Origin of the sequence: Flavobacterium sp., assembly GCF_044341265.1 — a bacterium.
In the GTDB taxonomy this organism is placed as follows: Bacteria; Bacteroidota; Bacteroidia; order Flavobacteriales; family Flavobacteriaceae; genus Flavobacterium.
This window is the reverse complement of record NZ_JBIISA010000001.1, coordinates 26584-49677: the sequence shown is the minus strand read 5'-3', so window position 1 is coordinate 49677 and position 23094 is coordinate 26584. Positions and strand designations below refer to the sequence as shown.

Annotated in this window: 17 protein-coding genes; 10 read left to right on the top strand and 7 right to left on the bottom strand. The window is 33.3% G+C overall.

The genetic code is table 11. The features are described from left to right. Positions 1-92 precede the first annotated feature (92 nt). Together ACIQ06_RS00245 and pbpC are read left to right on the top strand one after the other, a co-directional pair. Positions 93-5786 carry an alpha-2-macroglobulin family protein gene (locus ACIQ06_RS00245; RefSeq protein ID WP_396142795.1) on the top strand — a complete coding sequence of 1898 codons (5694 nt, stop codon included), beginning with the start codon at positions 93-95 and terminating at the stop codon, positions 5784-5786. Between the two features lie 119 nt (positions 5787-5905). After that, on the top strand, positions 5906-8281 hold the full coding sequence (gene pbpC, locus ACIQ06_RS00240) for a penicillin-binding protein 1C (protein ID WP_396142792.1): 2376 nt from the start codon (positions 5906-5908) through the stop codon (positions 8279-8281). Positions 8282-8446: 165 nt separating this feature from the next. Here the strand turns inward: pbpC and ACIQ06_RS00235 are convergent, their stop codons facing one another. Both ACIQ06_RS00235 and ACIQ06_RS00230 read right to left on the bottom strand, forming a co-directional pair. Then, on the bottom strand, positions 8447-9991 hold the full coding sequence (locus ACIQ06_RS00235; RefSeq protein WP_298118363.1) for a ribonuclease E/G: 1545 nt from the start codon (positions 9989-9991) through the stop codon (positions 8447-8449). Positions 9992-10382: 391 nt separating this feature from the next. Then, positions 10383-10676 carry an HU family DNA-binding protein gene (locus ACIQ06_RS00230; protein WP_035127849.1) on the bottom strand — a complete coding sequence of 98 codons (294 nt, stop codon included), beginning with the start codon at positions 10674-10676 and terminating at the stop codon, positions 10383-10385. A gap of 134 nt (positions 10677-10810) precedes the next feature. On the opposite strand from ACIQ06_RS00230, the gene mutY reads away from it, so the two are divergent. From mutY to ACIQ06_RS00205, 5 genes are all read left to right on the top strand, one after another. After that, entirely contained in the window at positions 10811-11848 is a 1038-nt protein-coding gene (mutY, locus tag ACIQ06_RS00225; RefSeq protein ID WP_396142787.1) for an A/G-specific adenine glycosylase, read from the top strand. Positions 11849-11881: 33 nt separating this feature from the next. Further along, on the top strand, positions 11882-12316 hold the full coding sequence (locus tag ACIQ06_RS00220; RefSeq protein ID WP_298304305.1) for a single-stranded DNA-binding protein: 435 nt from the start codon (positions 11882-11884) through the stop codon (positions 12314-12316). Positions 12317-12341: 25 nt separating this feature from the next. Continuing rightward, positions 12342-13640, top strand: a complete 1299-nt coding sequence (locus ACIQ06_RS00215) for a gliding motility-associated protein GldE (protein ID WP_396142784.1) — start codon at positions 12342-12344, stop codon at positions 13638-13640. Continuing rightward, positions 13633-14202, top strand: a complete 570-nt coding sequence (gene gldD / locus ACIQ06_RS00210; RefSeq protein ID WP_396142782.1) for a gliding motility lipoprotein GldD — start codon at positions 13633-13635, stop codon at positions 14200-14202. The genes ACIQ06_RS00215 and gldD overlap by 8 nt, the downstream gene beginning before the upstream one ends. Before the next feature lie 119 nt (positions 14203-14321). Beyond that, entirely contained in the window at positions 14322-14912 is a 591-nt protein-coding gene (locus ACIQ06_RS00205; RefSeq protein WP_396142779.1) for a fasciclin domain-containing protein, read from the top strand. Between the two features lie 73 nt (positions 14913-14985). Here the strand turns inward: ACIQ06_RS00205 and ACIQ06_RS00200 are convergent, their stop codons facing one another. Then, entirely contained in the window at positions 14986-15366 is a 381-nt protein-coding gene (locus ACIQ06_RS00200; protein WP_396142776.1) for a heavy-metal-associated domain-containing protein, read from the bottom strand. 109 nt (positions 15367-15475) lie between these two features. On the opposite strand from ACIQ06_RS00200, the gene ACIQ06_RS00195 reads away from it, so the two are divergent. Then, the gene (locus tag ACIQ06_RS00195; protein WP_396142773.1) at positions 15476-16342 is read left to right on the top strand and encodes a DMT family transporter; all 867 of its coding nucleotides are present in this window, start codon (positions 15476-15478) and stop codon (positions 16340-16342) included. 76 nt (positions 16343-16418) lie between these two features. Here the strand turns inward: ACIQ06_RS00195 and ACIQ06_RS00190 are convergent, their stop codons facing one another. Next, positions 16419-18473: an insulinase family protein gene (locus ACIQ06_RS00190; protein WP_396142770.1), complete on the bottom strand. Its 2055-nt coding sequence runs from the start codon at positions 18471-18473 to the stop codon at positions 16419-16421. Positions 18474-18485: 12 nt separating this feature from the next. Next, the gene (locus tag ACIQ06_RS00185) at positions 18486-19814 is read right to left on the bottom strand and encodes a M16 family metallopeptidase (protein ID WP_396142767.1); all 1329 of its coding nucleotides are present in this window, start codon (positions 19812-19814) and stop codon (positions 18486-18488) included. 225 nt (positions 19815-20039) lie between these two features. Here ACIQ06_RS00185 and rplU point away from each other — a divergent pair, with 225 nt between their 5' ends. Then, positions 20040-20735, top strand: coding sequence for a 50S ribosomal protein L21 (gene rplU / locus ACIQ06_RS00180; RefSeq protein ID WP_344815649.1), 696 nt, complete (start codon positions 20040-20042; stop codon positions 20733-20735). A gap of 32 nt (positions 20736-20767) precedes the next feature. Continuing rightward, positions 20768-21028 (top strand): 50S ribosomal protein L27, encoded by a 261-nt coding sequence (rpmA, locus tag ACIQ06_RS00175; protein WP_345095202.1) that lies wholly within the window; start codon positions 20768-20770, stop codon positions 21026-21028. A gap of 128 nt (positions 21029-21156) precedes the next feature. Here the strand turns inward: rpmA and accC are convergent, their stop codons facing one another. Both accC and accB read right to left on the bottom strand, forming a co-directional pair. Next, positions 21157-22503: an acetyl-CoA carboxylase biotin carboxylase subunit gene (accC, locus tag ACIQ06_RS00170; RefSeq protein WP_396142763.1), complete on the bottom strand. Its 1347-nt coding sequence runs from the start codon at positions 22501-22503 to the stop codon at positions 21157-21159. A gap of 98 nt (positions 22504-22601) precedes the next feature. Then, positions 22602-23090 carry an acetyl-CoA carboxylase biotin carboxyl carrier protein gene (accB, locus tag ACIQ06_RS00165; protein ID WP_396142761.1) on the bottom strand — a complete coding sequence of 163 codons (489 nt, stop codon included), beginning with the start codon at positions 23088-23090 and terminating at the stop codon, positions 22602-22604. Positions 23091-23094 lie beyond the last annotated feature (4 nt).

Below are 23094 nucleotides of genomic sequence, written 5' to 3'. Positions count from 1 at the left end.
TTAAAATTTATTTCTGTTATAGCATTAATTGAAAGTGTGAAAAAAGCATTTTTTCAAGACAAAAAGTTCTAACCAATAATTCCATTACTTTTATGAAAACCAGCAAGTTAATCGGTTTGTTTCTTGCAATCTTTGTATTGCATTCTTGTTCTAAAAAATCGGCTGCCGATTTTGATTCCGACTTCACTTTATACAAGGATTATATATCGAGTTTTTCTTCTGGTTTTGTATCGGTCAGTTCCGATATTCGCGTGCAATTAGCTTTTAATAAAAGTGATTGGAAACCCAACCAAGAATTAGACGAAGATTTGTTCGACATTTCTCCAAGTGTTTCAGGAAAAGTAGTAGCACTTTCTAATAATACCATTGCCTTTATTCCGAAAGACAAATTGGAACAAAATACTTTGTATCAAATTACGCTTCATCTTTCGCAAATCAATGATAAGACGCCAAAAGAATTGGAGAATTTTAATTTTTCAATAAAAACCATCAAGCAAGATTTCATTGTCAATACTTTAGACTTACAATCCTATGATAGAGACACTTATTATTTAAACGGAACTATTAAAACCGCTGATAATTTATCTTTTGAAGATGCTCAAAAATTGTTGAAATCAACTCAAAATGGTGATGATTTAAAAATAATTTTTGATAAAGCAACAAGTACTTCAACGGAATTCAAATTCACTATTGATAAAATAAAACGCTTCGATGATGACAGCGAAATAACCATTGCTTGGGATGGAGATGATGCAGATATTGAGCAAGAAGGTGAAGTAAAATATCCAATTCCAGGGAAAAATCAATTCAAAGTTTTAGATATTAAAATTGGTGACGAAAACAACCAATCTTTATTGATAAACTTCTCCGATCCATTAAAAAGAGATCAAGATTTTAAAGGATTAATCGCAATTGAAAACACTAACAATTTGAAATTTGCCACAATGGGCAACGTTTTGAAAGTGTTTTTCAGCAATGAGGCCAAAAATTCTGAAGTAGATAAAGGAAATTCAACTGAAACTATCACAGAAAGTGTAACTGCTGCTGTTGATTCGGTCGCTGTTGCTGTTGACACTGCTGCTGTTGCAGTTGATTCGGCTGTAGCTTATGTTGTACCAGTAGTTGAAGCTGTAGAAGAAGAATCTAATGTTCAATCATTTGCCGGAACAAAATTAGTCGAAGTTTTTCAAGGAATTGAAAGCGAATACGGCTACAAAATGAAGCAAAATTATTCCGAAAAATTACAATTTGAACAAATAAAACCAGCCGTTCGATTATTAAAAAGCGGAACTATTTTACCAAGTTCAAACAATTTAAAAATCAATTTTCAAGCGGCCAATTTGAATGCTGTTGATGTAAAAGTGTATAAAATTTACAAAAACAACATCATGCAATTCTTGCAAAATAACGAAATAAATGGAACACGAAATCTGAAACAAGTAGGACAATCAGTCGCCAAAAAAACCATCGAATTAAAACAAAATAATCTTTTAGATTATACCAAATGGAATACCTATGCTTTAGATATTTCTAAAATTTTAACTCCAGAACCTGGTGCGATTTATCGTGTAGAATTTTCATTCAAAAAGAAATATTCGCTTTACAAATGCGGAAATGAAACGTCAAATAACGAAGAAGAAAATCAAGATTCTGAAGAAGAAAACGAGGACGACGTAAATTATAGTGGCAACAATTACGACTATTACTACTACGAAGAAGATTATGATTATAGAGAAAGTCTTGATCCTTGCACCGACTATTATTATTACAACAACACAACCATTGGAACCAATATTTTAGCAACCGATTTAGGTGTAATTGCTAAACGTGGAACAGATAAATCAGTGACAATTGCAGTTAGTGATATCGTTTCTACTGATCCAATTTCTGGTGCAACTGTAACATTATACAATTACCAACAACAAAAAATTGCCGATTCAAGTACGGATGGTGATGGAATGGCATCGTTCCAATTAGAAAAAATTGCCTATTTCGCAATTGTAACCAAAGGCGACCAAAGTACTTACGTTAAATTGGACGACGAATTGTCTTTATCTGTAAGTGATTTTGATGTTTCAGGCGAAACTTTGCAAAAAGGTTTGAAAGGCTATTTATATGGAGAACGTGGTGTTTGGCGTCCAGGCGATACGTTGTATTTGTCGTTTATTTTAAACGATAACGCCAATAAATTACCAGAAAATCATCCGATAAAAATTAGAGTAAACGATCCAAGTGGAAAAACAGTGTATCAATCAGTTCAAAAAGGAACGGCTTTAAGTCATTATAAATTCATTGTTCCAACGCAATCAAGTGCGCCTACAGGAAATTGGGAAGCTGTTGTAAGTGTTGGCGGTGCTCGTTTTTACAAAAGTTTGAAAATTGAAACCATTAAACCTAATCGTTTAAAAATCAAAAATAGTTTCAATGATGCTGTGCTTTCTACAAGCAAAAACAATGTCAATAACATTCAAGTACTTTGGCTTCACGGTGCTGTTGCAAAAGATTTAAAAACCGAAGTTCAAGCCAAATTCTCGCAACAAGTTACAACGTTCAAAGGATTTGACAAATATGTTTTTGATGATCCAACAAGAAGTTTTTCAACCGAAGAAATCAACATTTTTTCAGGAAAAGTTGATGGAAATGGTCGTGCATCCATTCCAATAAAACCAACATTGCAAGGTCAAGCACCAGGAATGTTGAAAGCAGCATTCATAACAAAAGTTTACGAACAAGGTGGAGATGTTTCTACTGATGTCGCTTCTACAACGTATTCACCATATCAAACTTATATTGGTGTAAAAGCTCCTGAACCAAACAAATATGGTTTATTAGAAACAGGAAAAGCCAACCGATTTGATATTGTAGCTGTAAACGAAAACGGAAAACCAAAATCAGTTCAGAATTTGGATGTTCGTATTTACAAATTAGAATCGCGTTGGTGGTGGGATGCTTCTAACGATAATTTGTCGAATTATAGTTCGTCTACTTCAACAATTGCTTACAAAAACTTTAGAGTTTCAACTGATTATTCAGGAAAAGCAAGTATTTCATTTGTGGTTCCAGAAAACGATTGGGGTAATTATTTAGTTCGTGTTTCCGATCCAAATGATGGTCACGCCACAGGAACAAGAGTTTATATTGACTCTCCATATTGGTCAGCTCGTTCTAAAAACGAAGATGGAAAAGCCGCGACAATGTTACGTTTTTCAACCGATAAAGAGAAATATGCTGTTGGTGAAACTGCTAAAATATTCTTCCCATCAAGTGAAGGCGGAAGAGCATTAATTTCTGTAGAAAACGGAACTAAAGTGGTGAAAACGCTTTGGGCAAAAACCAAAAAAGGTGAAACTTCTGTCGAATTACCAATTACTGGTGAAATGGCACCAAATGTTTACATCAATGTAACGCTTTTACAGCCGCACGCATCTACCAAAAACGATTCGCCAATAAGAATGTACGGAATTGTTCCGATTGAAGTTGTTGATAAAAACACGGTTTTGGAACCACAAATTTCAATGCCAGATGTACTTCGTCCTGAGCAAACAGTGAATGTAAAAGTATCTGAAAAACAAGGAAAATCAATGACTTATACCATTGCTGTTGTTGATGAAGGTTTGTTGGATTTAACTCGTTTCAAAACTCCAAATGCTTGGGATAATTTCTACACTCGTGAAGCATTAGGCGTTAGAACTTGGGATATTTATGACGATGTAATTGGTGCTTATGGCGGAAAAGTAAATCAGGTTTTCGCCATTGGTGGTGATGCCGATTTAGGTGGCGGAAAAGCTAAAAAAGCGAATCGTTTCAAACCGGTTGTGATGTATTTCGGACCCTTTGAATTAGGAAAAGGTGATTCTAAAACGCATCAAATTAAACTTCCAAAATACATTGGTTCGGTTCGTACGATGGTTGTGGCTGCCAATAAAGAAAATAGTGCATACGGAATGGCTGAAAAAGCTACACAAGTAAAAAGTCCGTTGATGGTTTTGGCTTCGTTGCCACGAAAAATTTCTCCTTCAGAAAATGTTACGATTCCTGTGACACTTTTTGCAACAGAGAAAAATATTAAAAATGTAACACTTCAAATTAAAACAAATAATGCTGTTAGAGTTCTTGGAAAAGCAAGTCAAATTGTAAAATTCACAGAGCCAGACGAAAAAATGGCGTATTTCAATTTAAGTGTTGGAAATATTACAGGAATTGGAAAAGTGCAAATCATCGCCACATCAGGAAAAGAGAAATCTACTTATGATGTTGAAATTGATGTGATGAATCCAAATCCAATAACCACAACATACACTGATATTATTATTGAACCAAATAGTTCTAAAAAAATATCTTGGGATTTATTTGGAGTAACCGGAAGCAATAAATCTAAAATGGAAGTTTCATCGGTTCCAACGGTAGATTTTAGCCGAAGATTAGATTATTTGATTCAATATCCGCATGGTTGTGTGGAACAAACTACATCATCGGTTTTCCCACAATTGTATTTGAATGATGTAATGGATTTAGACGCAACTTACAAACAAAGAATTCAGAAAAATTTAACAGCAGGAATCCAAAAATTAGGAAATTTCCAAGTGGCGAATGGTGGATTTGCTTATTGGCCAGGAAATGCCGAAGCAGACGATTGGGGAACTTCTTATGCAGGACATTTCTTAATTGAAGCGGAGAAAAAAGGCTATGTTTTACCAATTTCTTTCAAAAATAAATGGATTTCCTATCAAAAGAAAATGGCGAAACAATGGCGTTTTGAAAAACAATATCACAATGATTTTGCTCAAGCCTATCGTCTTTACACATTAGCTATTGCAGGTTCAGCCGATTTAGCTTCGATGAACAGACTTCGTGAAACGGTTGGAATTTCTAACGAAAGTAAATTGCGTTTGGCTGCAACTTATGCTATTATCAAACAAAATTCGGCAGGATTGGCCTTATTGAGCAAATCAATGATTGACGAACAGAATGAAGACGGTTATTACTATTATTATGGTTCGAACGAAAGAAATCGTGCGATGGCTTTAGAAACTTTAGTGTTGTTAGGTCAAAAACAAAAAGCATTTGCAATGGCAACCAAATTGGCAAAAAATCTTTCTAGCAACCAATGGATGAGCACACAAACAACCGCTTACGGATTGTATGCTATGTCAAAATTTGCACAAAGTAATGGTAGCAAAGGCGTATCTGTTCAATATACGAATGGCGGAAAATCAGTTGTAATTAATACGAATAAAACAGTTGCTCAACGAAATTTATCTTTAGTTTCAGGTACTAATTCAGTTACGATTAAGAACAACAAGAATAATACAATATTTGTTCGTGTCTTAAATAGTGGAATTCTTCCTGTTGGAAAAGAAAATGTTGTTCAAAACAATTTATCTGCCAATGTGGTTTTCAAAGACCGAAAAGGAAAAGCAATTTCAGTAACCAAAATCGCTCAAGGAACAGAATTTATTGCAGAAGTTACGCTAACCAATCGTAAAAATGAAAGAGTAGAAAATATTGCGCTTTCGCAAATTCTACCTTCAGGATTCGAAATTGCAAATACAAGATACACTGAATTTGGAGAATCAACTTCCAATGTTGCAGACTATATCGACATTCGTGATGATAGAGCGAACTACTATTTCAGTCTTCGTGGTGGCGAAACAAGAACTTTCAAAATCTTATTAAACGCATCGTATTTAGGTAAATATTATTTACCAGGATTGCAATGTGAAGCTATGTATGACAATGAATTCTTGGCCCGAACTAAAGGTCAATGGGTTGAAGTGGTAAAGTAATTTTTTAAACACAAAAGACACAAAGAAAGCAAAAGAAATTTCTAACTTTCTTTGTGTCTTCTATAATTCTAAATCTGAAAAGTTAAAATCTTTTGTGCCTTTTGTGGTTTAAAACAAAAATGAAACAAAAACTCCAAGCGTTTCTTCAACGCATTTTAAAATACATTAAAGCAAACAAAAAGAAATCTGCTATTGCATTTGTTCTTCTTGTGGTTTACTATTTTTCTTTGCCGCGAACACTTTTTGAAGAACCTTATTCCACAGTAATCGAAAGTAACGATGGCGAATTATTAGCAGCCAAAATTGCTCGCGATGGACAATGGCGTTTTCCTTCAAAGGATAGTATTCCTGATAAATTTAAGAAATGTATTATTTATTTTGAAGATGAGCATTTCAATCACCATTGGGGTTTTAATCTAGTGGCGATGGTCAAAGCTATTCAACAAAATCGAAGCGCAGGAAAAGTAGTTCGTGGCGGAAGTACTTTGACGCAACAAGTCATTCGTTTGTCTCGCAAAAATAAAAAACGTACTTACTTTGAAAAAGTAGTTGAAATCATTCTTGCAACCCGATTGGAGTTTCGTCATTCTAAAGAAAAAATTTTAGAATTATACTCGGCACATGCACCTTATGGCGGAAATGTTGTTGGACTCGAAATGGCTTCTTGGCGTTATTTTGGAGTGCAATCGCATCAACTTTCTTGGGCAGAAACGGCTACTTTGGCAGTTTTACCCAATGCTCCAAGTTTAATTTATCCTGGTAAAAACCAACAAAAATTACTTAAAAAACGTAATTCACTTTTATTAAAATTATATAAAGAAAATATCATTGATAAAATGACGTATCAATTATCAATCGAAGAACCATTGCCTCAAAAACCATATAATGTTCCGCAGATTGCACCTCATTTATTACAACGAATTGCAAAATCAGACGAAGGAAAACGCATCAAAACTACAGTCGATATTTCGTTGCAAAATCGTGTGAATCAAATTGCTGCTTATTATTACAATCAATACAAGCAAAACGAAGTTCACAACTTGGCGATAATGGTCATTGATATTCAAAATCGTAACGTTATTAGTTATGTTGGAAATGCTCCAACAGACAAAGATCACGACAAAGATGTTGATATTATTTCGGCGCCACGAAGCACAGGAAGTATTTTAAAACCTTTACTTTATGCGTCGATGTTAGATTCAGGCGAACTTCTTCCTAATACTTTAGTTGCTGATATTCCAACGCAAATTTCGGGTTATGCACCACAGAATTTTAATCTGACTTTTGATGGCGCAGTTCCGGCACAACGAGCTTTGTCGCGTTCGCTGAATATTCCTGCAGTTTTGATGTTGCAAGATCACGGCGTTAATAATTTTTATGAATTACTTCAAAAATTCCAACTGAAAAACATCAATAAACGTCCAGATCATTATGGATTATCTTTAATTCTTGGCGGCGCTGAAAGTAATCTTTGGGATTTGTGTCGAACCTATGCTAATCTTTCTTCAACCGTAAATTATTTCAATAAAACAAAAGGAAAATATAGAAATAAAGAATTTGCCGAACTGAATTACGTGAACGGATTTGAGCAAGAATATGGAGATGAAACCAATCAAAAACCCATACTTGGCGCAGGTTCTATTTACTTGACTTACAATGCCATGAAAGAAGTTAATCGTCCAGAAGGCGATGAAGCTTGGCGATTCTATGATTCCTCCTTAGACATTGCCTGGAAAACAGGAACTAGTTTTGGAAATCGTGATGCTTGGGCAATTGGAACCAATTCTAGATATGTCGTTGGCGTTTGGGTTGGCAATGCTTCTGGCGAAGGACGACCACAATTGACAGGAGTTGATAGTGCAGCTCCAATATTGTTTGATGTTTTTAATTTATTACCACGAAAAGCCTTTTTCAGTCCGCCATTGAATGATTTAGAATATGCCGATGTTTGTAACAAAAGTGGTCATTTAGCCCAAGATGATTGTCCAAAAACCAATCAGCTGATTCCTAAAAACGGTAAAAAAACAAGTATTTGCCCGTATCATAAATTGGTTCATTTGGATGCTTCACTACAATATCGAGTAAACAGCAGTTGCGAAAATGTAGATAATATCGTCACCAAAAAATGGTTTGTTTTGCCACCAGTTATGGAATGGTATTACAAAAGTCAGCACATAGATTATATGCCTTTGCCACCATTTCGAGCCGATTGCCAGCAAACGCAACAAGCGTCGATGGATTTTATCTATCCAAAAACGAATAGTAAAATATACCTCACCAAAAACTTTCAAAGTAAGGTGCAACCTGTAATTTTAAAAGTGGCACATTCCAACAAGGAAGCCAAACTTTTTTGGTATGTTGACAACGTTTACAAAGGCGAAACCCAAACGTTTCACGAAATGCAAATTGAAGCCAACACTGGTTTTCATTACATCACGGTTGTAGATGAATTTGGAAATGAGATTAATAGAAAAGTGGAGTTTGTGAGAGATTAAATCCTTGTTTAAGAAATAGCCCTAGCCCAGATAGTAGTGGAAATCCTTTTACTTTGTTGCCTGAGGCTCTCGAAGGCAACAAAGTAAAAGATTGCAACGGATAGCTGGAATTAGCTTCAAAAAAAGCATAAAAAAAACCGCCAATCTCACGAAAGGCGGTTTTTCTTATTTAATTTCTTTTCCTTGATTATCAAAAAAATGATATTCTAGGTACGTGTAAGCGTCACGAGGTATGATTTTCACCCATTTTTTATGTTCAAAGAACCACTTTGAACGTATTGATGGAAAACCTTTTTTAAGGTATGCTGCCACGAAAGGATGAACATTAAGTTTTACTTTCTTGTGGTCTTTCATAATTTTTTCAAGTGAAAAAGTAATCTTGTCTATAATTTGGATTGGCGCATCGACATCGCTACTCAAATTATTAGGATTTTCTTCCCTTGTTTCAATATTTACTTCTGGTCTTACTCTTTGTCTGGTAATTTGAACTAATCCAAATTTACTTGGTGGTAAGATCTTGTGTTTGGCTTTATCATCTTCCATTTCTTCTTTCAAGAAATTGTATAGCACTTGACGGTTTTCAGGATTTTGCATATCGATAAAATCGACTACAATAATTCCACCCATGTCGCGAAGTCTTAACTGACGCGCAATTTCTGCTGCGGCAATCATGTTCACTTCTAGAGCAGTATCTTCCTGATTCGTTGCTTTGTTAGAACGGTTTCCGCTGTTTACGTCGATAACGTGAAGCGCTTCTGTATGTTCTATAATCAAATAAGCTCCTTTACTCATGGAAACTGTTCGTCCGAATGAGGTTTTTATTTGACGCTCTATATGATATTTCTCAAAAATAGGAAGATCTTTATTTTGATAAAGCTTCACCATGTTTTGTTTTGAAGGTGCTATTTCGGCTATATAGTCCTTCGTTTCTTGGTACAACTCTTCATCATCTACTTGAATACCTGTGAAAGTATCGTTGAAAATATCTCTAAGCATTGAAGAAACTTTGTTAAGTTCTCCTAACACTTTAGAAGGATGATGAGCAGTTGGTAATTTCTTACACATTGCAAGCCACCTATCGTTTAGGTTTTGCAAATCTTTTTCTAGTTCGGCTGTTTTTTTGCCTTCTGCTACTGTTCTCACAATAACACCAAATCCTTTTGGTTTGACGGCTTGTACCAATTTTTTCAATCGGTCTTTTTCGGCTTTGTCTTCTATTTTTTGTGAAACAGAAACTCGGTCAGAAAAAGGGACAAGAACTAAATATCTACCGGCAAAAGAAAGCTCAGAGCTAATTCTTGGACCTTTGGTAGAAATTGGTTCCTTAACCACTTGCACTAAAACAGATTGATTGGCGCTCAGAATATCTGAAATGGCACCATCTTTATCAATCTCTTTTTCAAACTGAAAGTTTTTTAGGGAGAAATCTTTTATTTTACCTGCGCTTACAAGTTTAATGAATTTCAAATAAGAAGCTAATTGCGGACCCAAATCGTGATAATGTAAAAAGGCATCTTTTTCGTAGCCAACATTTACAAAAGCAGCATTTAATCCAGCAACAGGTTTCCTGATTTTGGCAATAAAGATATCACCTACAGCAAAACTGTTCTTTTTTTCTTCTTCTTTGTGTAATTCAATTAGTTTTCCATCTTTTAATAAGGCAAAATCTACAGCATTGTCATCCTTGCGAATGATTAATTCTTTATTCATGTTGTAAATTTTTATCCAAACTTTTTGGTTTCGGGTTTCGGGTTTCGGGTTTCGGGTTTTTCAACTCGCAACTTTCAACTTTCAACTCGCAACTGAAATGTTAGGATGGATTAAACATTTTTTACAGGTTTTTACCCGGTGGAATTGATATTAGATTGATGATATTAAATATTAGATTTATGCAGCAACATTATATCTAATATCTAAAATTTGAAATCTAAAATTCCTTTTCAATGAACGTTTAAAAAGAAAAAAGTAGTTTAAAACTACTTTTTCTTTTTGTGTCGGTTAGCTCTCGCTCTTTTTTTACGTTTGTGCGTCGCTACCTTATGTCTTTTTCTTTTTTTACCGCTTGGCATAGGTTGATTTTTTGTGATTAATAAATAAGTTTTTAAACTGCTACTTCAGTTTTAGTTTTTACTCCTTCTACAAATACTTTTGCAGGTTTGAATGCAGGAATATTGTGAGCAGGAATTTTAATTGTAGTATTTTTTGAAATGTTTCTACCAGTTTTTTCAGCTCTAGTTTTGATGATAAAACTACCGAAACCTCTTAAATAAACGTTATCTCCATTTTCTAAAGAAGTTTTTACTTCTTCCATTAATGCTTCAACCGTTGATTGAACATCACCTTTTTCAAGTCCTAATTTTTCTGAAATTTTCGCTACGATGTCTGCTTTCGTCATTTTCTTTCGTATTTAATAATTATGTGTATTTTTTTTGAGAGTGCAAATATAGGAATTAAAAAAACAATATTTCAAGGATAATTGATTAAAATTTAATTACATAAAGTTATACTTTTGTTAATCTTAAAATTTATATGGAATTTTCTAACTCATTATTGCATTGGTATTTACAAAATAAACGCGATTTACCATGGCGAAACACCAACAACCCTTATCCTATTTGGCTGTCTGAAATTATGTTACAACAAACGCGTGTAGCACAAGGAATGCCTTATTTCTTATCGTTTATGGAAGATTTTCCTACTGTTTTTGATTTGGCGAAAGCCGATGAAGAGCAAGTTTTAAAACTTTGGCAAGGATTAGGATACTATTCAAGAGCAAGAAATATGCACAAAACGGCACAAATTATAGCTTTTGACCTCAACGGAAATTTCCCAAACAATTATAATAACTTATTAAAACTGAAAGGAATTGGTGAATATACTGCTGCTGCAATAGCATCGTTTGCCTTCAACGAAGTTGTTCCAGTAGTTGATGGAAATGTTTATAGGGTTTTAGCAAGATATTTTGATGTTGAAACCGATATTGCATCAAGTTCGGCTAGAAAAGAATTTACTGCTTTGGCAAATGAGTTGATTCCGAATGATAATCCTGCGCTGTTTAATCAAGCGATTATGGAATTTGGTGCTTTGCAATGCGTTCCAAAAAATCCGAATTGTGACGTTTGTATCTTTAATGATAGTTGTGCTGCTTTACAAAAGAAAAAAGTTGCCGAACTTCCTGTGAAATTGAAGAAAACTAAAGTTACCGATAAGTTTTTTAACTATTTGATTTTCTTAGATGATTCCGAGACGACTCTAATTAATAAAAGAACTGAAAAAGGAATTTGGCACAACTTATATGAATTTCCGATAATTGAAACCGAGAATGAAATGGATTTTGATGTTTTGTCTAAGTTAGTTCATGAAAACTATTCAGATTTAGAAATTAAAGCTATTTCAATTTATAATGAGAATCAGATTATTCACAAATTATCACATCAAAAACTGCATATTAATTTTTATAAAGTTGAAGTTTCAAATAAATTAATGAATGGAATTAGCTTGAATTCCTTAAGAAATTATCCTTTTCCGATAGTAATTTATAATTTTATTGAGAAATATTCTATTTAATTTGTAATTTTGAATTTCTCAAATTATTGAATTATGAACGGAACATTGAATAAAGTTATGCTAATTGGTCATTTAGGTGACGATATTAAGATGCATTATTTTGAAGGAGGAAACTGCATTGGGCGTTTTCCATTGGCGACTAATGAAGTTTATATCAATAAATCTACCAACGAAAAAATCACTTCTACGGAGTGGCACAATCTTGTAGTTAGAAATAAAGCTGCCGAAATTTGTGAAAAATACCTTACGAAAGGTGATAAAATATATGTTGAAGGTAGAATTAAATCGCGCCAATGGCAAGCAGAAGATGGTTCTACTAAATATACTACAGAAATTCAAGTTACAGAATTTACCTTTTTGAATGTGAAAAAAGACACTGAAGGTAACAAACAAATTTCAGGATCTGAACCTAAAAGCGGTAACTTTGACGCACCTAATTCGGCTATCGAAAATGATATGCCTTATTAATTATGTTTAACTAATTTAATTTAATTTGGACCCAGAGCCCAGTTTTACATTATTTTCTACCGTTGACACCAACATGCTTTTTGGCATCATTGGAATTATAATTTTGCTTTTTTGTTGTTCGATGGTTGCTGCATCTGAAGTAGCACTTTTTTCGCTTACACCTAAAAACATTTCCGATTTAGAACAAAAAAATCCTTCAAAAGCAATTGTTGTCAATCAAATGCTTTCGAAACCCAAAAAACTGTTGGCAACTATTTTGGTCGCTAATAATTTTCTTCACATTTCCATTGTAATTTTATTTTCCTTTTCATTAGATGAAGTTTTTTCAACTATTGCTTCACCTCTTTTGAAATTTATTGTTGAAGTGGTTTTAGTCACGTTTCTAATTTTACTTTTCGGAGAAGTTTTGCCTAAAGTTTATGCCAGTAGAAATAATATAAAATTTGCTTCGTTTATAGCTTATCCGCTTTCTCTATTAGACAAATTGCTTTCGCCAATTAGTTTGCCCATGAGAGCTTTTACTAATTTTATTCAAGAGAAATTAGGCAAACAAAAAACCAATTTTTCGGTTGATCAACTTTCGCAAGCTTTAGAATTAACTTCAACAGACGACACATCGCAAGAAGAACAAAAACTATTGGAAGGCATCGTTTCCTTTGGAAATACTGATACTAAACAAGTCATGAGTCCGAGGATTGATTTATTTGCTTTAGACATTGAAGAAACGTTTGCAGAAATATTTCCAAAGATTGTTGAAAAAGGATATTCGCGAATTCCAGTTTATAGAGACAATATTGACCACATAGAAGGCGTTTTGTTTATTAAGGATTTGATTCCTCACATTAATAAGAAAGAATTTGATTGGAAAACATTACTTCGTGAGCCGTTTTTTGTTCCTGAGAATAAAAAACTTGATGATTTATTGAAAGATTTTCAAGGCATGAAAAGTCATTTGGCCATTGTGGTTGATGAATATGGTGGAACGTCAGGAATTGTATCTTTAGAAGATGTTATCGAGGAAATTGTAGGTGATATCAGCGACGAATTTGACGATGAGAATATTAATTTTTCTCAAATTGATGATAGAAATTATCTATTTGAAGGCAAAATTAACCTTAAAGATTTCTACAGAATTATTGATGTTGATGAAAGTTTATTTGAAATAAGAAAAGGAGAAGCTGAAACTTTAGCCGGATTTATTTTAGAAATATTAGGGAATTTTCCAAAAAAAGGACAAAAAATACATTTTGAAAACTGCTTATTTACCATAGAAGTAGTTGATAAAAAAAGAGTTAAACAAATAAAAGTTACCATTGATGCGTAAACCATTTCATTATATAGTAGGATTAACATTGGTTTTTACAGGAATATTATTTACAAGTTGTAAAGACGATGTTTTGCCAAAACCCTCAAGCCAATTGCGATTAGATTATCCTGTGGCAGAATATGCTGCTTTTGAAAATCATTGTCCGTTTACGTTCAATATCAATTCGGAAGCTGTGATAAAAGAAAAAACTGATTGTGGTTTCACGATAACTTATCCGAAGATGAAAGCAACGATTTATTTAACTTATAAATCTGTAAATGGTAACATTGACAAACTGCTGCGTGATGCTCAAAAACTAACTTACGAACATGTTATTAAAGCCGACGACATCTTGGAACAACCTTTTATAAATACCGAAAAGAAAGTATATGGAATGTTTTATCGCGTTGGAGGAAATGCTGCAACTAACTCACAATTTTACCTAACCGATAGTACAAAACATTTCTTGACAGGTTCTGTTTATTTCTATGCCAAACCTAATTACGATTCGATAATGCCAGCTGCAGATTACATCAAAAACGATATGCAAAATTTGATGGAATCGTTAAAGTGGAAGTGATTTTTTAATTGTTTGGTTTTCAGTTTGTTTTCTATATTAAACTTTGTTTAATATATTGTTAAAAAGGTTGAACAAAAAAAGATTAACTTATCTTTACAACTAACATAAAAAAAACAAAAATGAACTTAGTAAAAAAAATTAGTACAATCGTAGTAATTGCTGCGATTTTTATTTCGTGTGATGGTAAGAAAAAAGAAGGAGAAACTACTGATGTTGCAACAGACACAACTGAAGTTGTAGCTGACACAACTAAAGTTGAAACTGCTTCAACAATTGTAGATGTGGCTTCAGGAAATCCTGATTTTTCAACATTGGTTGCTGCTGTTAAAGCTGCAGGTCTTGTAGAAACTTTAAGTAGTGAAGGTCCTTTTACAGTATTTGCTCCAACAAATGCCGCTTTTGATAAATTACCTGCAGGAACTGTTGATGGTTTATTGAAACCAGAGAATTTAGAAAAATTAAAAGGTTTGTTGACGTATCATGTGGTTGCAGGAAAATTTGATGCTGCTGCGGTTACAGAAGCTATAACTAAAGGAAAAGGGAAATTTACAGTTACAACAGTACAAGGCGGAAAAATTGATTTAGGTTTAAAAGATGGTAAAGTTACTTTAACAGATGCAAATGGTAAAACTTCAACAGTTGTTATTGCTGATGTTGCAGCTTCAAATGGTGTTATTCACGCTATTGATAGCGTAGTTATGCCAAAATAATTATTAATTCAGCATTAAAAAACCGCTACAACTTTAATTGTAGCGGTTTTTTTTGTGATAATGCAATTTAAATTTAAGCTTTATTCCCAAGTTTTACATCAGAAACTTTATACGTTTTTCCGTCAGCGCAAGATTCTGCTGCTTTTACTAAATCTTCTGATTTTAATTTGTCTAAATCAAAATTTACAGTAGCCGTTTTTGTTTCAAAATCTACTTTTGCGTTTTGAACACCTTCCATTTCGGCTAGTTTTTCTTCGATTGTTTTAGCACATCCAACTGCGCAAGTCATTCCTTCAATATGAAATGTTGCAGTTTCAGGTTTTGTTGCTGTAGCAATTTCCTTTTTTGCTGTAGCTTCTTCTTTAACTTCTGTTGGTTTGCTGTCTGAATTTTTACATCCTACAAAAAGCACTGATGCCAATGCTAAACCAACGATTCCTTTTGAAATTCTCATTGTATATATGTTTTTAAATTTTTGATTCTTATTAGTTTTACAAAATTACAACTTTTTTTATGCGACAATTCATAAAATTATGTCAATTTTGTGGTGCTAAAAAAATGCTATGCAAACAAATACATTGAAATGGTTGTTTTTAACTGTTCTTGCCTTGATTTGGGGAAGTTCCTTTATCTTAATCAAGAAAGGATTGGTTGGTTTATCGCCGATGCAATTGGGTTCGTTACGAATTATTTTCTCTGCTATATTCCTAATCATAATTGGATTTAAAAGCATTACAGAAATAAAACAACATCAGTGGAAGTATATTGCATTAACTTCTTTGTTTGGGACATTTATTCCTGCATTTCTTTTTGCAATTGCTCAAACGCAGATTAGTAGTTCGGTGAGTTCTATATTGAATTCATTAACACCTCTAAACACTTTAATTATTGGTGGATTAGCATTTGGTTTAAGCTTCAAACGAACACAAGTTTTTGGAGTAATCATTGGTTTAATTGGAACGCTTTTGTTGATTGTAAATGGAGCAATGAATCATCCTAATCAGAATTATTGGTACACTGTTTTGGTTCTTATCGCTTCTATTTGTTATGCAACGAATGTGAATTTGTTAAAGAAACATTTATCCGATGTTAAACCCTTAAGTATTTCTACAGGAAACTTTTTAGTGATGTTAGTTCCAGCTTTGATTGTATTATTCTCAACCGACTTTTTATCTATTGTAGAAAATGCAGAAGTTCAAAATTCGATGATTTACATCATTATTCTTGGCGTGGTTGGAACTGGAATTGCGAATATTATTTTCTTTAAATTGATTCAAATGTCATCTCCAGTTTTTGCTACTTCAGTAACTTATTTAATTCCGGTTGTGGCTTTCTTTTGGGGATTATTAGACAATGAAATGCTTACACCAATACAATTTATTGGAGCTTTTATTATTTTGATTGGAGTTTATTTGTCGAGTAAGAAGTAGATTATAGCTTTTAAAAATAAAAAGACCGTTTCATTAATTTGAAACGGTCTTTTACTATTAAATTATTTGTATCTAATTATTGAAAATCAGCATCGGTAACACCTTCGTTGATTTTTACTTCAGAAATTTTGATGTCTATATCTCTACCTTGAGACATGATGATATTGTGAGGTACTTTAATTCCTTTAACATCTTTATAGTCATTGAAAGTAATTGTAGAAGTCATTTTTTGACCATTTCTTTCAGATGTTGTTGATGATAAAAGTTTTAAACCTGTTTTTACATCATAGTAAATAGTTGTTTTACCATTTTTGACAGCATAAGCATCAACTCCATTTATTGATTCTATTCCGTCTACAACAACGTCAGCTTTTTTAGCTAATGCTAATTCTTCGAATGTTGTTGCTAAAGGTTTTTTCTCAGCAAATTCTTCTGGAGTTAAATCTTTCTTTTGACCTTGAGAAGAATTATATCCGCTTGTATCACCAATAACTTGCTTAGAAAGTTCCATCATTCCAACTAATTCTAGTTTAGATAATGTTTTTCCTTTTACGTCTTTTTTCACAACATAAGATAATGGCGCTGGTGCACCTTCAATTTCTGAAGAACCAGTTAAGAAAATAGTTTTCACAGCAGCAACAGCTTTATCTCCACCAATAGCTTTGATATAATTATCCATAACTGTTTTCACAGTAACTCCAGCAGGAGTAGGCTTTTTCATAGCTGGTTTCTCAGTTGGATTTCCAAATTTATCAAAATAGAACATCGGTATTTTCAATCGTTCTAAACCAGGAATAACCTCTGAACCTTTACCTGTAACAATAATTCTTAAATTATCTTCAAGAACATATTTATTCATAACTCTTGTAACATCGTCAGCAGTTACCGCTTGAATGTTTTTGATATAGTTTTCATAAAAATCTGCAGGCAAACCTTCAGTTTCAATGTTTAATGCATAACGAGCTACTGTTTGAGGTTTTTCAACTTGCATTACAAATCTTCCAACATATCCAGCTTTTACATCATTTAATGTTTGCTCTGAAACTTTTTCTGTTCTAATTCTTTTAATTTCTTTTAAGAATTCAACAACAGCACTATCAGTAACAGCGTTTCTCACTTGTGAGTTAGCTTTAAATTTACTAGCCATGTATTTACTTGAACCTACACTTGAACGAGCGCCATAAGTCCAACCATGAGCTTCACGTAAGTTCATGTTTAAATAACTATTAAAATCTCCACCTAGAACTTGATTTGCAACAATAACTGGAAAGAAATCAGGGTCAGATAATTTTAAATTTACAGTATTCACTAAAGAAATTTCAGATTGAACTGCATTTGGCATATCCACAAAGTTAATTTGTGTGTATTGAACGTTACTTGGAGTGTTGTAAGTAATTTGAGGCGCTTTAGCTTTAACCCAAGAACCAAAAAGTTTTTCAACTAATTTCTTAGTGTCTTTAAATTTAACATCACCAATAACTACTAAATAAGCCTTTTCAGGAACAAAATAAGTGCTATAATTAGTTTTTACATCTGATAAAGAAACATTATTAATTGTTTGCTCTGTTAGATATTCTCCAGCTGGATTGTTTTTTCCGTAAACCAATACGTTTTCAACTCTTCCGGCAACAGCAGGAACACTTTTTTCTTGTGTTTTTAAACCCTCAATAAGTTTTTCTTTTTCTTTATCGAATTCTTCTTGAGTAAAGTTTGGATTTAATGCACCATCAGCCATTAATTCTAAAATTCTTTTTGAATATTTAGATAATCCGCTTGCGAATGCACCATTTGTACTAAAATTAATATCAGCACCTAAGAAATCTACTTCTTCATTGAAAGCATCTTTGGTGATGGTTTTAGAACCATTTCCAATTAATGAACCTGTTAATTCATCTACACCTTTTTTATCGCCTTCTGCATAAGGAGCATTGTCGATAGAAAGGTTGAATGAAACTCTAGGTAATTTATGATCTTCAACAACCAAAACTTTCAATCCGTTTGGTAAAACAAATGAAACTGGTTTTTTAATATTAATAGTAGGAGCTGGTCCTGGTTTCGGCTGTGATCTGTCTTGTGCTTGCATAGTGATAGTTAAAAACAAGCTTGATAATATGATTAGTGATTTTCTCATTTTCGTATAAGTTTATTTATTTTCAGCTTTGTCTTTTGCAGGAACATAATCTAAAATCAATCTTTGATTTGGATTCAAATATTTCTTAGCAATATCTCTAATTTCTTCACGAGTTATAGAACGATAAATTTCGATTTCTGTATTGATTAAATTAATATCGCCATACAACATATAATATGTAGCTAAATTTTCAGCAACACCTTCAACACTTGAATTTCCGTTTACGTAGTTGTTTTCGTATTTGTTTTTCAATTTCAACAAATCATTTTCAGAAATCAACTCGGTTTGAAGTTTTACAATTTCTTCATCAGCTTCTTTAATTAAATCAGCAGATGTAAACTCACCTTGAGGAATTCCGATAATCATATAAGAACTATAATCCTCTTGGCTATAATTGAATGAACTTAATTGAAGAGCCATTTTCTTTTCATCAACGATTTTTTTGTACAATCTTGAACTTTTTCCATCGCTCAATAAAGTTGAAATCATATCTAAAACTCTAGCATCTCTAGTTTTCATTGATGGTGTTCTATAAGCAGCAACAACCATTGGTTTTTGAATATTAGGATCTTCATATCTAGCATTTAATTGTTGTGTGATTGGTTCTTCAACAAATGTTTGCTTAACCGGTTTTTCACCAGCAGGAATTGGTCCAAAATATTTTTGAATCCATTCTTTAGTTTTTGCAATATCTAATTGACCCGCAACTACTAATACTGCATTTTTAGGAGAATAGAATTTTTTATTAAAAGCTTGAAATTCTTCTAAAGTTGCTGCATCTAAATGTTCCATAGAACCAATAGTTGCCCAACGATAAGGATGGTTTTTGAATAAATTCTTTTTTACTTGAGCAATCCAACTACCATAAGGTTGGTTGTCAACTCTAAGACGTTTTTCTTCTTTAACAACTTCATTTTGGGTATCAACACCAATTTGGTTGATAACAGGATGCATTAATCGCTCTGATTCCATCCATAATCCCAATTCTAAATTGTTTGATGGGAAAACTTCAAAGTAGTAAGTTCTATCATCAGAAGTGTTGGCGTTGTTTGTTCCACCATTTCCTGTAACAATTTTGAACCACTCACCTCTTTTGATGTTTTCAGTTCCTTCAAATAATAAATGTTCAAAAAAGTGGGCAAAACCTGTTCTTTCAGGGTTTTCATCTTTTGAACCTACGTGATACATAACCGAAGTTATAACAACAGGTGCGGATTGATCGTTGTGTAAAACAACATGCATTCCATTGGCTAAGTCATATTCCTCAAAAGCAACCTTTTGGGCATGAGCTGTTCCTCCAAGCATAAGCACTGAACTTAAAGCGATTAAAGATTTTTTCATAAAAACTATTATAAATTTTAGTTGATAGTACAATTAGTATAGTAATTGCAATTTCTGTTACACAAAAATAGATTTTTTTATGGCTACTTAAAAAAGTATTTAACTTTAAATTTGAAAATATATAATCAATTGATTTATAAGTGAAAACTTTTTTAAAAATGGGTTGTATGAGAAATATTTATTTGTATATTTGCAACCTTAAAAAAATTAACTAAACAATTTGTTATGTACGCAATCGTAGAGATAGCAGGGCAACAATTTAAAGTAAGCAAAGACTTAAAGGTTTATGTTCACCGTTTGGCTAGTGAAGAAGGTTCAAAAGTTTCTTTTGACAAAGTTCTTTTATTAGACGATAATGGAAATGTAACTTTAGGCGCCCCAGCTATAGAAGGTGCTTCTGTTGAAGCAAAAGTGTTACAACACTTAAAAGGTGATAAAGTAATTATCTTCAAAAAGAAAAGAAGAAAAGGTTACAAGAAAAGAAATGGTCACCGTCAGTATTTAACTCAAATCCTTATTGAAGGAATTGTTGCAACAGGTGCTAAAAAAGCGGCTCCAAAAGCAGAAAAAGTTGAAGCTCCAAAAGCTGAGAAAGCTCCAAAAGCAGAAAAACTTGTAGAAGCTGTTGAAGAAAAAGCTCCAAAAGCTCCAAAAGCAAAAAAATCAGGTGATGATTTAGTAATCATTGAAGGAATTGGTCCAAAAGCTGCTGAAGCATTAGTTGCTGCTGGAATCGATACATTTGCAAAATTAGCTGCTGCTTCTGCTGAAGAAGTTAAAGCAATTTTAGATGCATCTACTTCAAAAGTACAACATTTAGATCCAACTACTTGGGCTCAACAAGCACAATTAGCTGCTGATGGTAAAATGGATGAATTAAAAAAATTACAAGATGAATTAAACGGTGGTAAAGCTGTTTAATTTTAGTATTAACTTATAAAAACCAATACATCATGGCTCACAAGAAAGGTGTCGGTAGTTCGAAGAATGGTAGAGAATCACATTCAAAACGTTTAGGCGTTAAGATATATGGTGGTCAAGCTGCAATTGCTGGAAACATTATCGTAAGACAAAGAGGTTCTAAACACAATCCAGGTGAAAATGTTTACATGGGTAACGATCATACTTTACATGCTAAAGTTGATGGTATTGTGAAATTTCAGAAAAAAGCAGACGATAAGTCTTTTGTTTCTGTAATTCCTTTTGAAGCATAATCTAAATTTAGTTTAGATAAGCAAAACCCGTTCAGTGATGAGCGGGTTTTTTTGTGGATTGAATTTTGAACAAAAAAAACCACCCGAATTAACGAATGGTTTTTTATCTGAACTTATATAAAATTCTATTATTCTATTTCTTTCATTTTGAATGATTCCATAAATGCTGTGGTGTAATTTCCTGCAACATAATCTGGTTCATCCATCAACTGTCTATGAAATGGAATGGTTGTTTTAATTCCTTCAATATAAAACTCATCTAAAGCACGTTTCATCTTATTGATAGCTTCTTCACGTGTTTGCGCTGTTGTAATCAACTTTGCAATCATAGAGTCATAATTTGGCGGAATTGTATATCCAGCATAAACGTGAGTATCTAAACGCACTCCATGTCCGCCTGGTGAATGCAATACTGTGATTTTTCCTGGTGAAGGACGGAAATCATTATATGGATCTTCGGCGTTAATACGACATTCTATTGAATGTAATTGTGGTAAATAATTTTTACCAGAAATTGGCACTCCTGCAGCAACAAGTATTTGCTCACGAATCAAATCGTAATCAATAACTTGTTCCGTTATTGGGTGTTCTACTTGGATACGAGTATTCATTTCCATGAAGTAGAAATTTCTATGTTTATCTACAAGAAACTCAACTGTTCCTGCGCCTTCATATTTAATATATTCAGCAGCTTTTACCGCAGCTTCTCCCATTTTATGACGTAATTCATCTGTCATGAATGGTGAAGGAGTTTCTTCGGTTAATTTTTGGTGACGTCTTTGTACAGAACAATCTCTTTCTGAAAGATGGCAAGCTTTTCCATAAGAATCTCCAACAACTTGAATTTCGATATGACGTGGTTCTTCAATAAGTTTCTCCATATACATACCGTCATTTCCGAATGCTGCTGCAGCTTCTTGACGAGCACTTTCCCATGCTTTTAGTAAATCTTCTTCTTTCCAAATAGCACGCATTCCTTTTCCACCACCACCAGCAGTTGCTTTCATCATAACTGGGTAACCAATTTCTTTAGCAACTTTTTGAGCATCTTCAAAAGAATCTAAAATTCCCTCAGAACCAGGTACACATGGAACTCCTGCCTCAATCATAGTAGATTTTGCAGTAGCTTTATCTCCCATCTTGTCAATCATTTCTGGCGAAGCACCGATGAATTTAATTCCATGTTCTTGACAGATTTTAGAAAATTTAGCATTTTCAGACAAGAAACCATATCCTGGGTGAATTGCATCTGCATTAGTAATTTCGGCAGCTGCGATGATATTTGACATTTTCAAGTAAGATAAATTACTTGGTGGCGGACCAATACAAACAGCTTCGTCTGCAAATTTCACGTGTAAACTTTCAGCATCAGCTGTTGAATAAACGGCTACGGTCTTTATGCCCATTTCTCTACAGGTTCTAATTACACGAAGTGCAATCTCTCCTCTATTGGCAATTAATATTTTTTTAAACATCTTCTTTTAATTTAGATTATTAGACAATACGATTATTGGATTTTTGGATAATTAGAAATCTATGCTGTTCTAAAAATCTGAAAATCTAAAAATCTAAATTAAGATGGATCAACTAAGAATAATGGTTGGTCAAATTCTACTGGAGACATATCATCAACAAGAATTTTTACAATTTTTCCAGTGATTTCAGCTTCAATTTCATTGAACAATTTCATTGCCTCTACAACACACAACACATCACCTTTTCCTATTGTTGATCCAACTTCTACAAAAGTTGGTTTGTCTGGAGCTGGTTTTCTGTAGAATGTACCAATCATTGGTGACTTAATTGTAACATATTTAGCATTTTCATCTACTGCAGGAGTAGCAGGTGCAGCAGGAGCCGCTGGTGCTGCAACTTGTTGAACTGGAGCCGATTGTTGCACAGCTTGTTGCATTGGCGCTTGTTGCACATAAGTTATATCAGGAGTATTTCCTTCTAAAGTAGTTCTGATGGTAATTTTAATATCACCAGTTTCTAATTTTACTTCCGCAACGCCTGAATTAGATACAAATTTGATTAGGTTTTGAATTTCTTTTAAATCCATAATT

Excerpts from the sequence above, each read along its gene's own strand:
- rpmA (WP_345095202.1), top strand. The coding sequence starts at position 20,768 with ATGGCTCACAAGAAAGGTGTCGGTAGTTCGAAGAATGGTAGAGAATCA.
- ACIQ06_RS00190 (WP_396142770.1), bottom strand. The coding sequence starts at position 18,473 with ATGAGAAAATCACTAATCATATTATCAAGCTTGTTTTTAACTATCACT.
- ACIQ06_RS00185 (WP_396142767.1), bottom strand. The coding sequence starts at position 19,814 with ATGAAAAAATCTTTAATCGCTTTAAGTTCAGTGCTTATGCTTGGAGGA.
- ACIQ06_RS00235 (WP_298118363.1), bottom strand. The coding sequence starts at position 9,991 with ATGAATAAAGAATTAATCATTCGCAAGGATGACAATGCTGTAGATTTT.
- mutY (WP_396142787.1), top strand. The coding sequence starts at position 10,811 with ATGGAATTTTCTAACTCATTATTGCATTGGTATTTACAAAATAAACGC.
- ACIQ06_RS00245 (WP_396142795.1), top strand. The coding sequence starts at position 93 with ATGAAAACCAGCAAGTTAATCGGTTTGTTTCTTGCAATCTTTGTATTG.
- gldD (WP_396142782.1), top strand. The coding sequence starts at position 13,633 with ATGCGTAAACCATTTCATTATATAGTAGGATTAACATTGGTTTTTACA.
- ACIQ06_RS00205 (WP_396142779.1), top strand. The coding sequence starts at position 14,322 with ATGAACTTAGTAAAAAAAATTAGTACAATCGTAGTAATTGCTGCGATT.
- ACIQ06_RS00200 (WP_396142776.1), bottom strand. The coding sequence starts at position 15,366 with ATGAGAATTTCAAAAGGAATCGTTGGTTTAGCATTGGCATCAGTGCTT.
- accC (WP_396142763.1), bottom strand. The coding sequence starts at position 22,503 with ATGTTTAAAAAAATATTAATTGCCAATAGAGGAGAGATTGCACTTCGT.
- ACIQ06_RS00230 (WP_035127849.1), bottom strand. The coding sequence starts at position 10,676 with ATGACGAAAGCAGACATCGTAGCGAAAATTTCAGAAAAATTAGGACTT.
- ACIQ06_RS00220 (WP_298304305.1), top strand. The coding sequence starts at position 11,882 with ATGAACGGAACATTGAATAAAGTTATGCTAATTGGTCATTTAGGTGAC.
- pbpC (WP_396142792.1), top strand. The coding sequence starts at position 5,906 with ATGAAACAAAAACTCCAAGCGTTTCTTCAACGCATTTTAAAATACATT.
- ACIQ06_RS00195 (WP_396142773.1), top strand. The coding sequence starts at position 15,476 with ATGCAAACAAATACATTGAAATGGTTGTTTTTAACTGTTCTTGCCTTG.
- accB (WP_396142761.1), bottom strand. The coding sequence starts at position 23,090 with ATGGATTTAAAAGAAATTCAAAACCTAATCAAATTTGTATCTAATTCA.
- rplU (WP_344815649.1), top strand. The coding sequence starts at position 20,040 with ATGTACGCAATCGTAGAGATAGCAGGGCAACAATTTAAAGTAAGCAAA.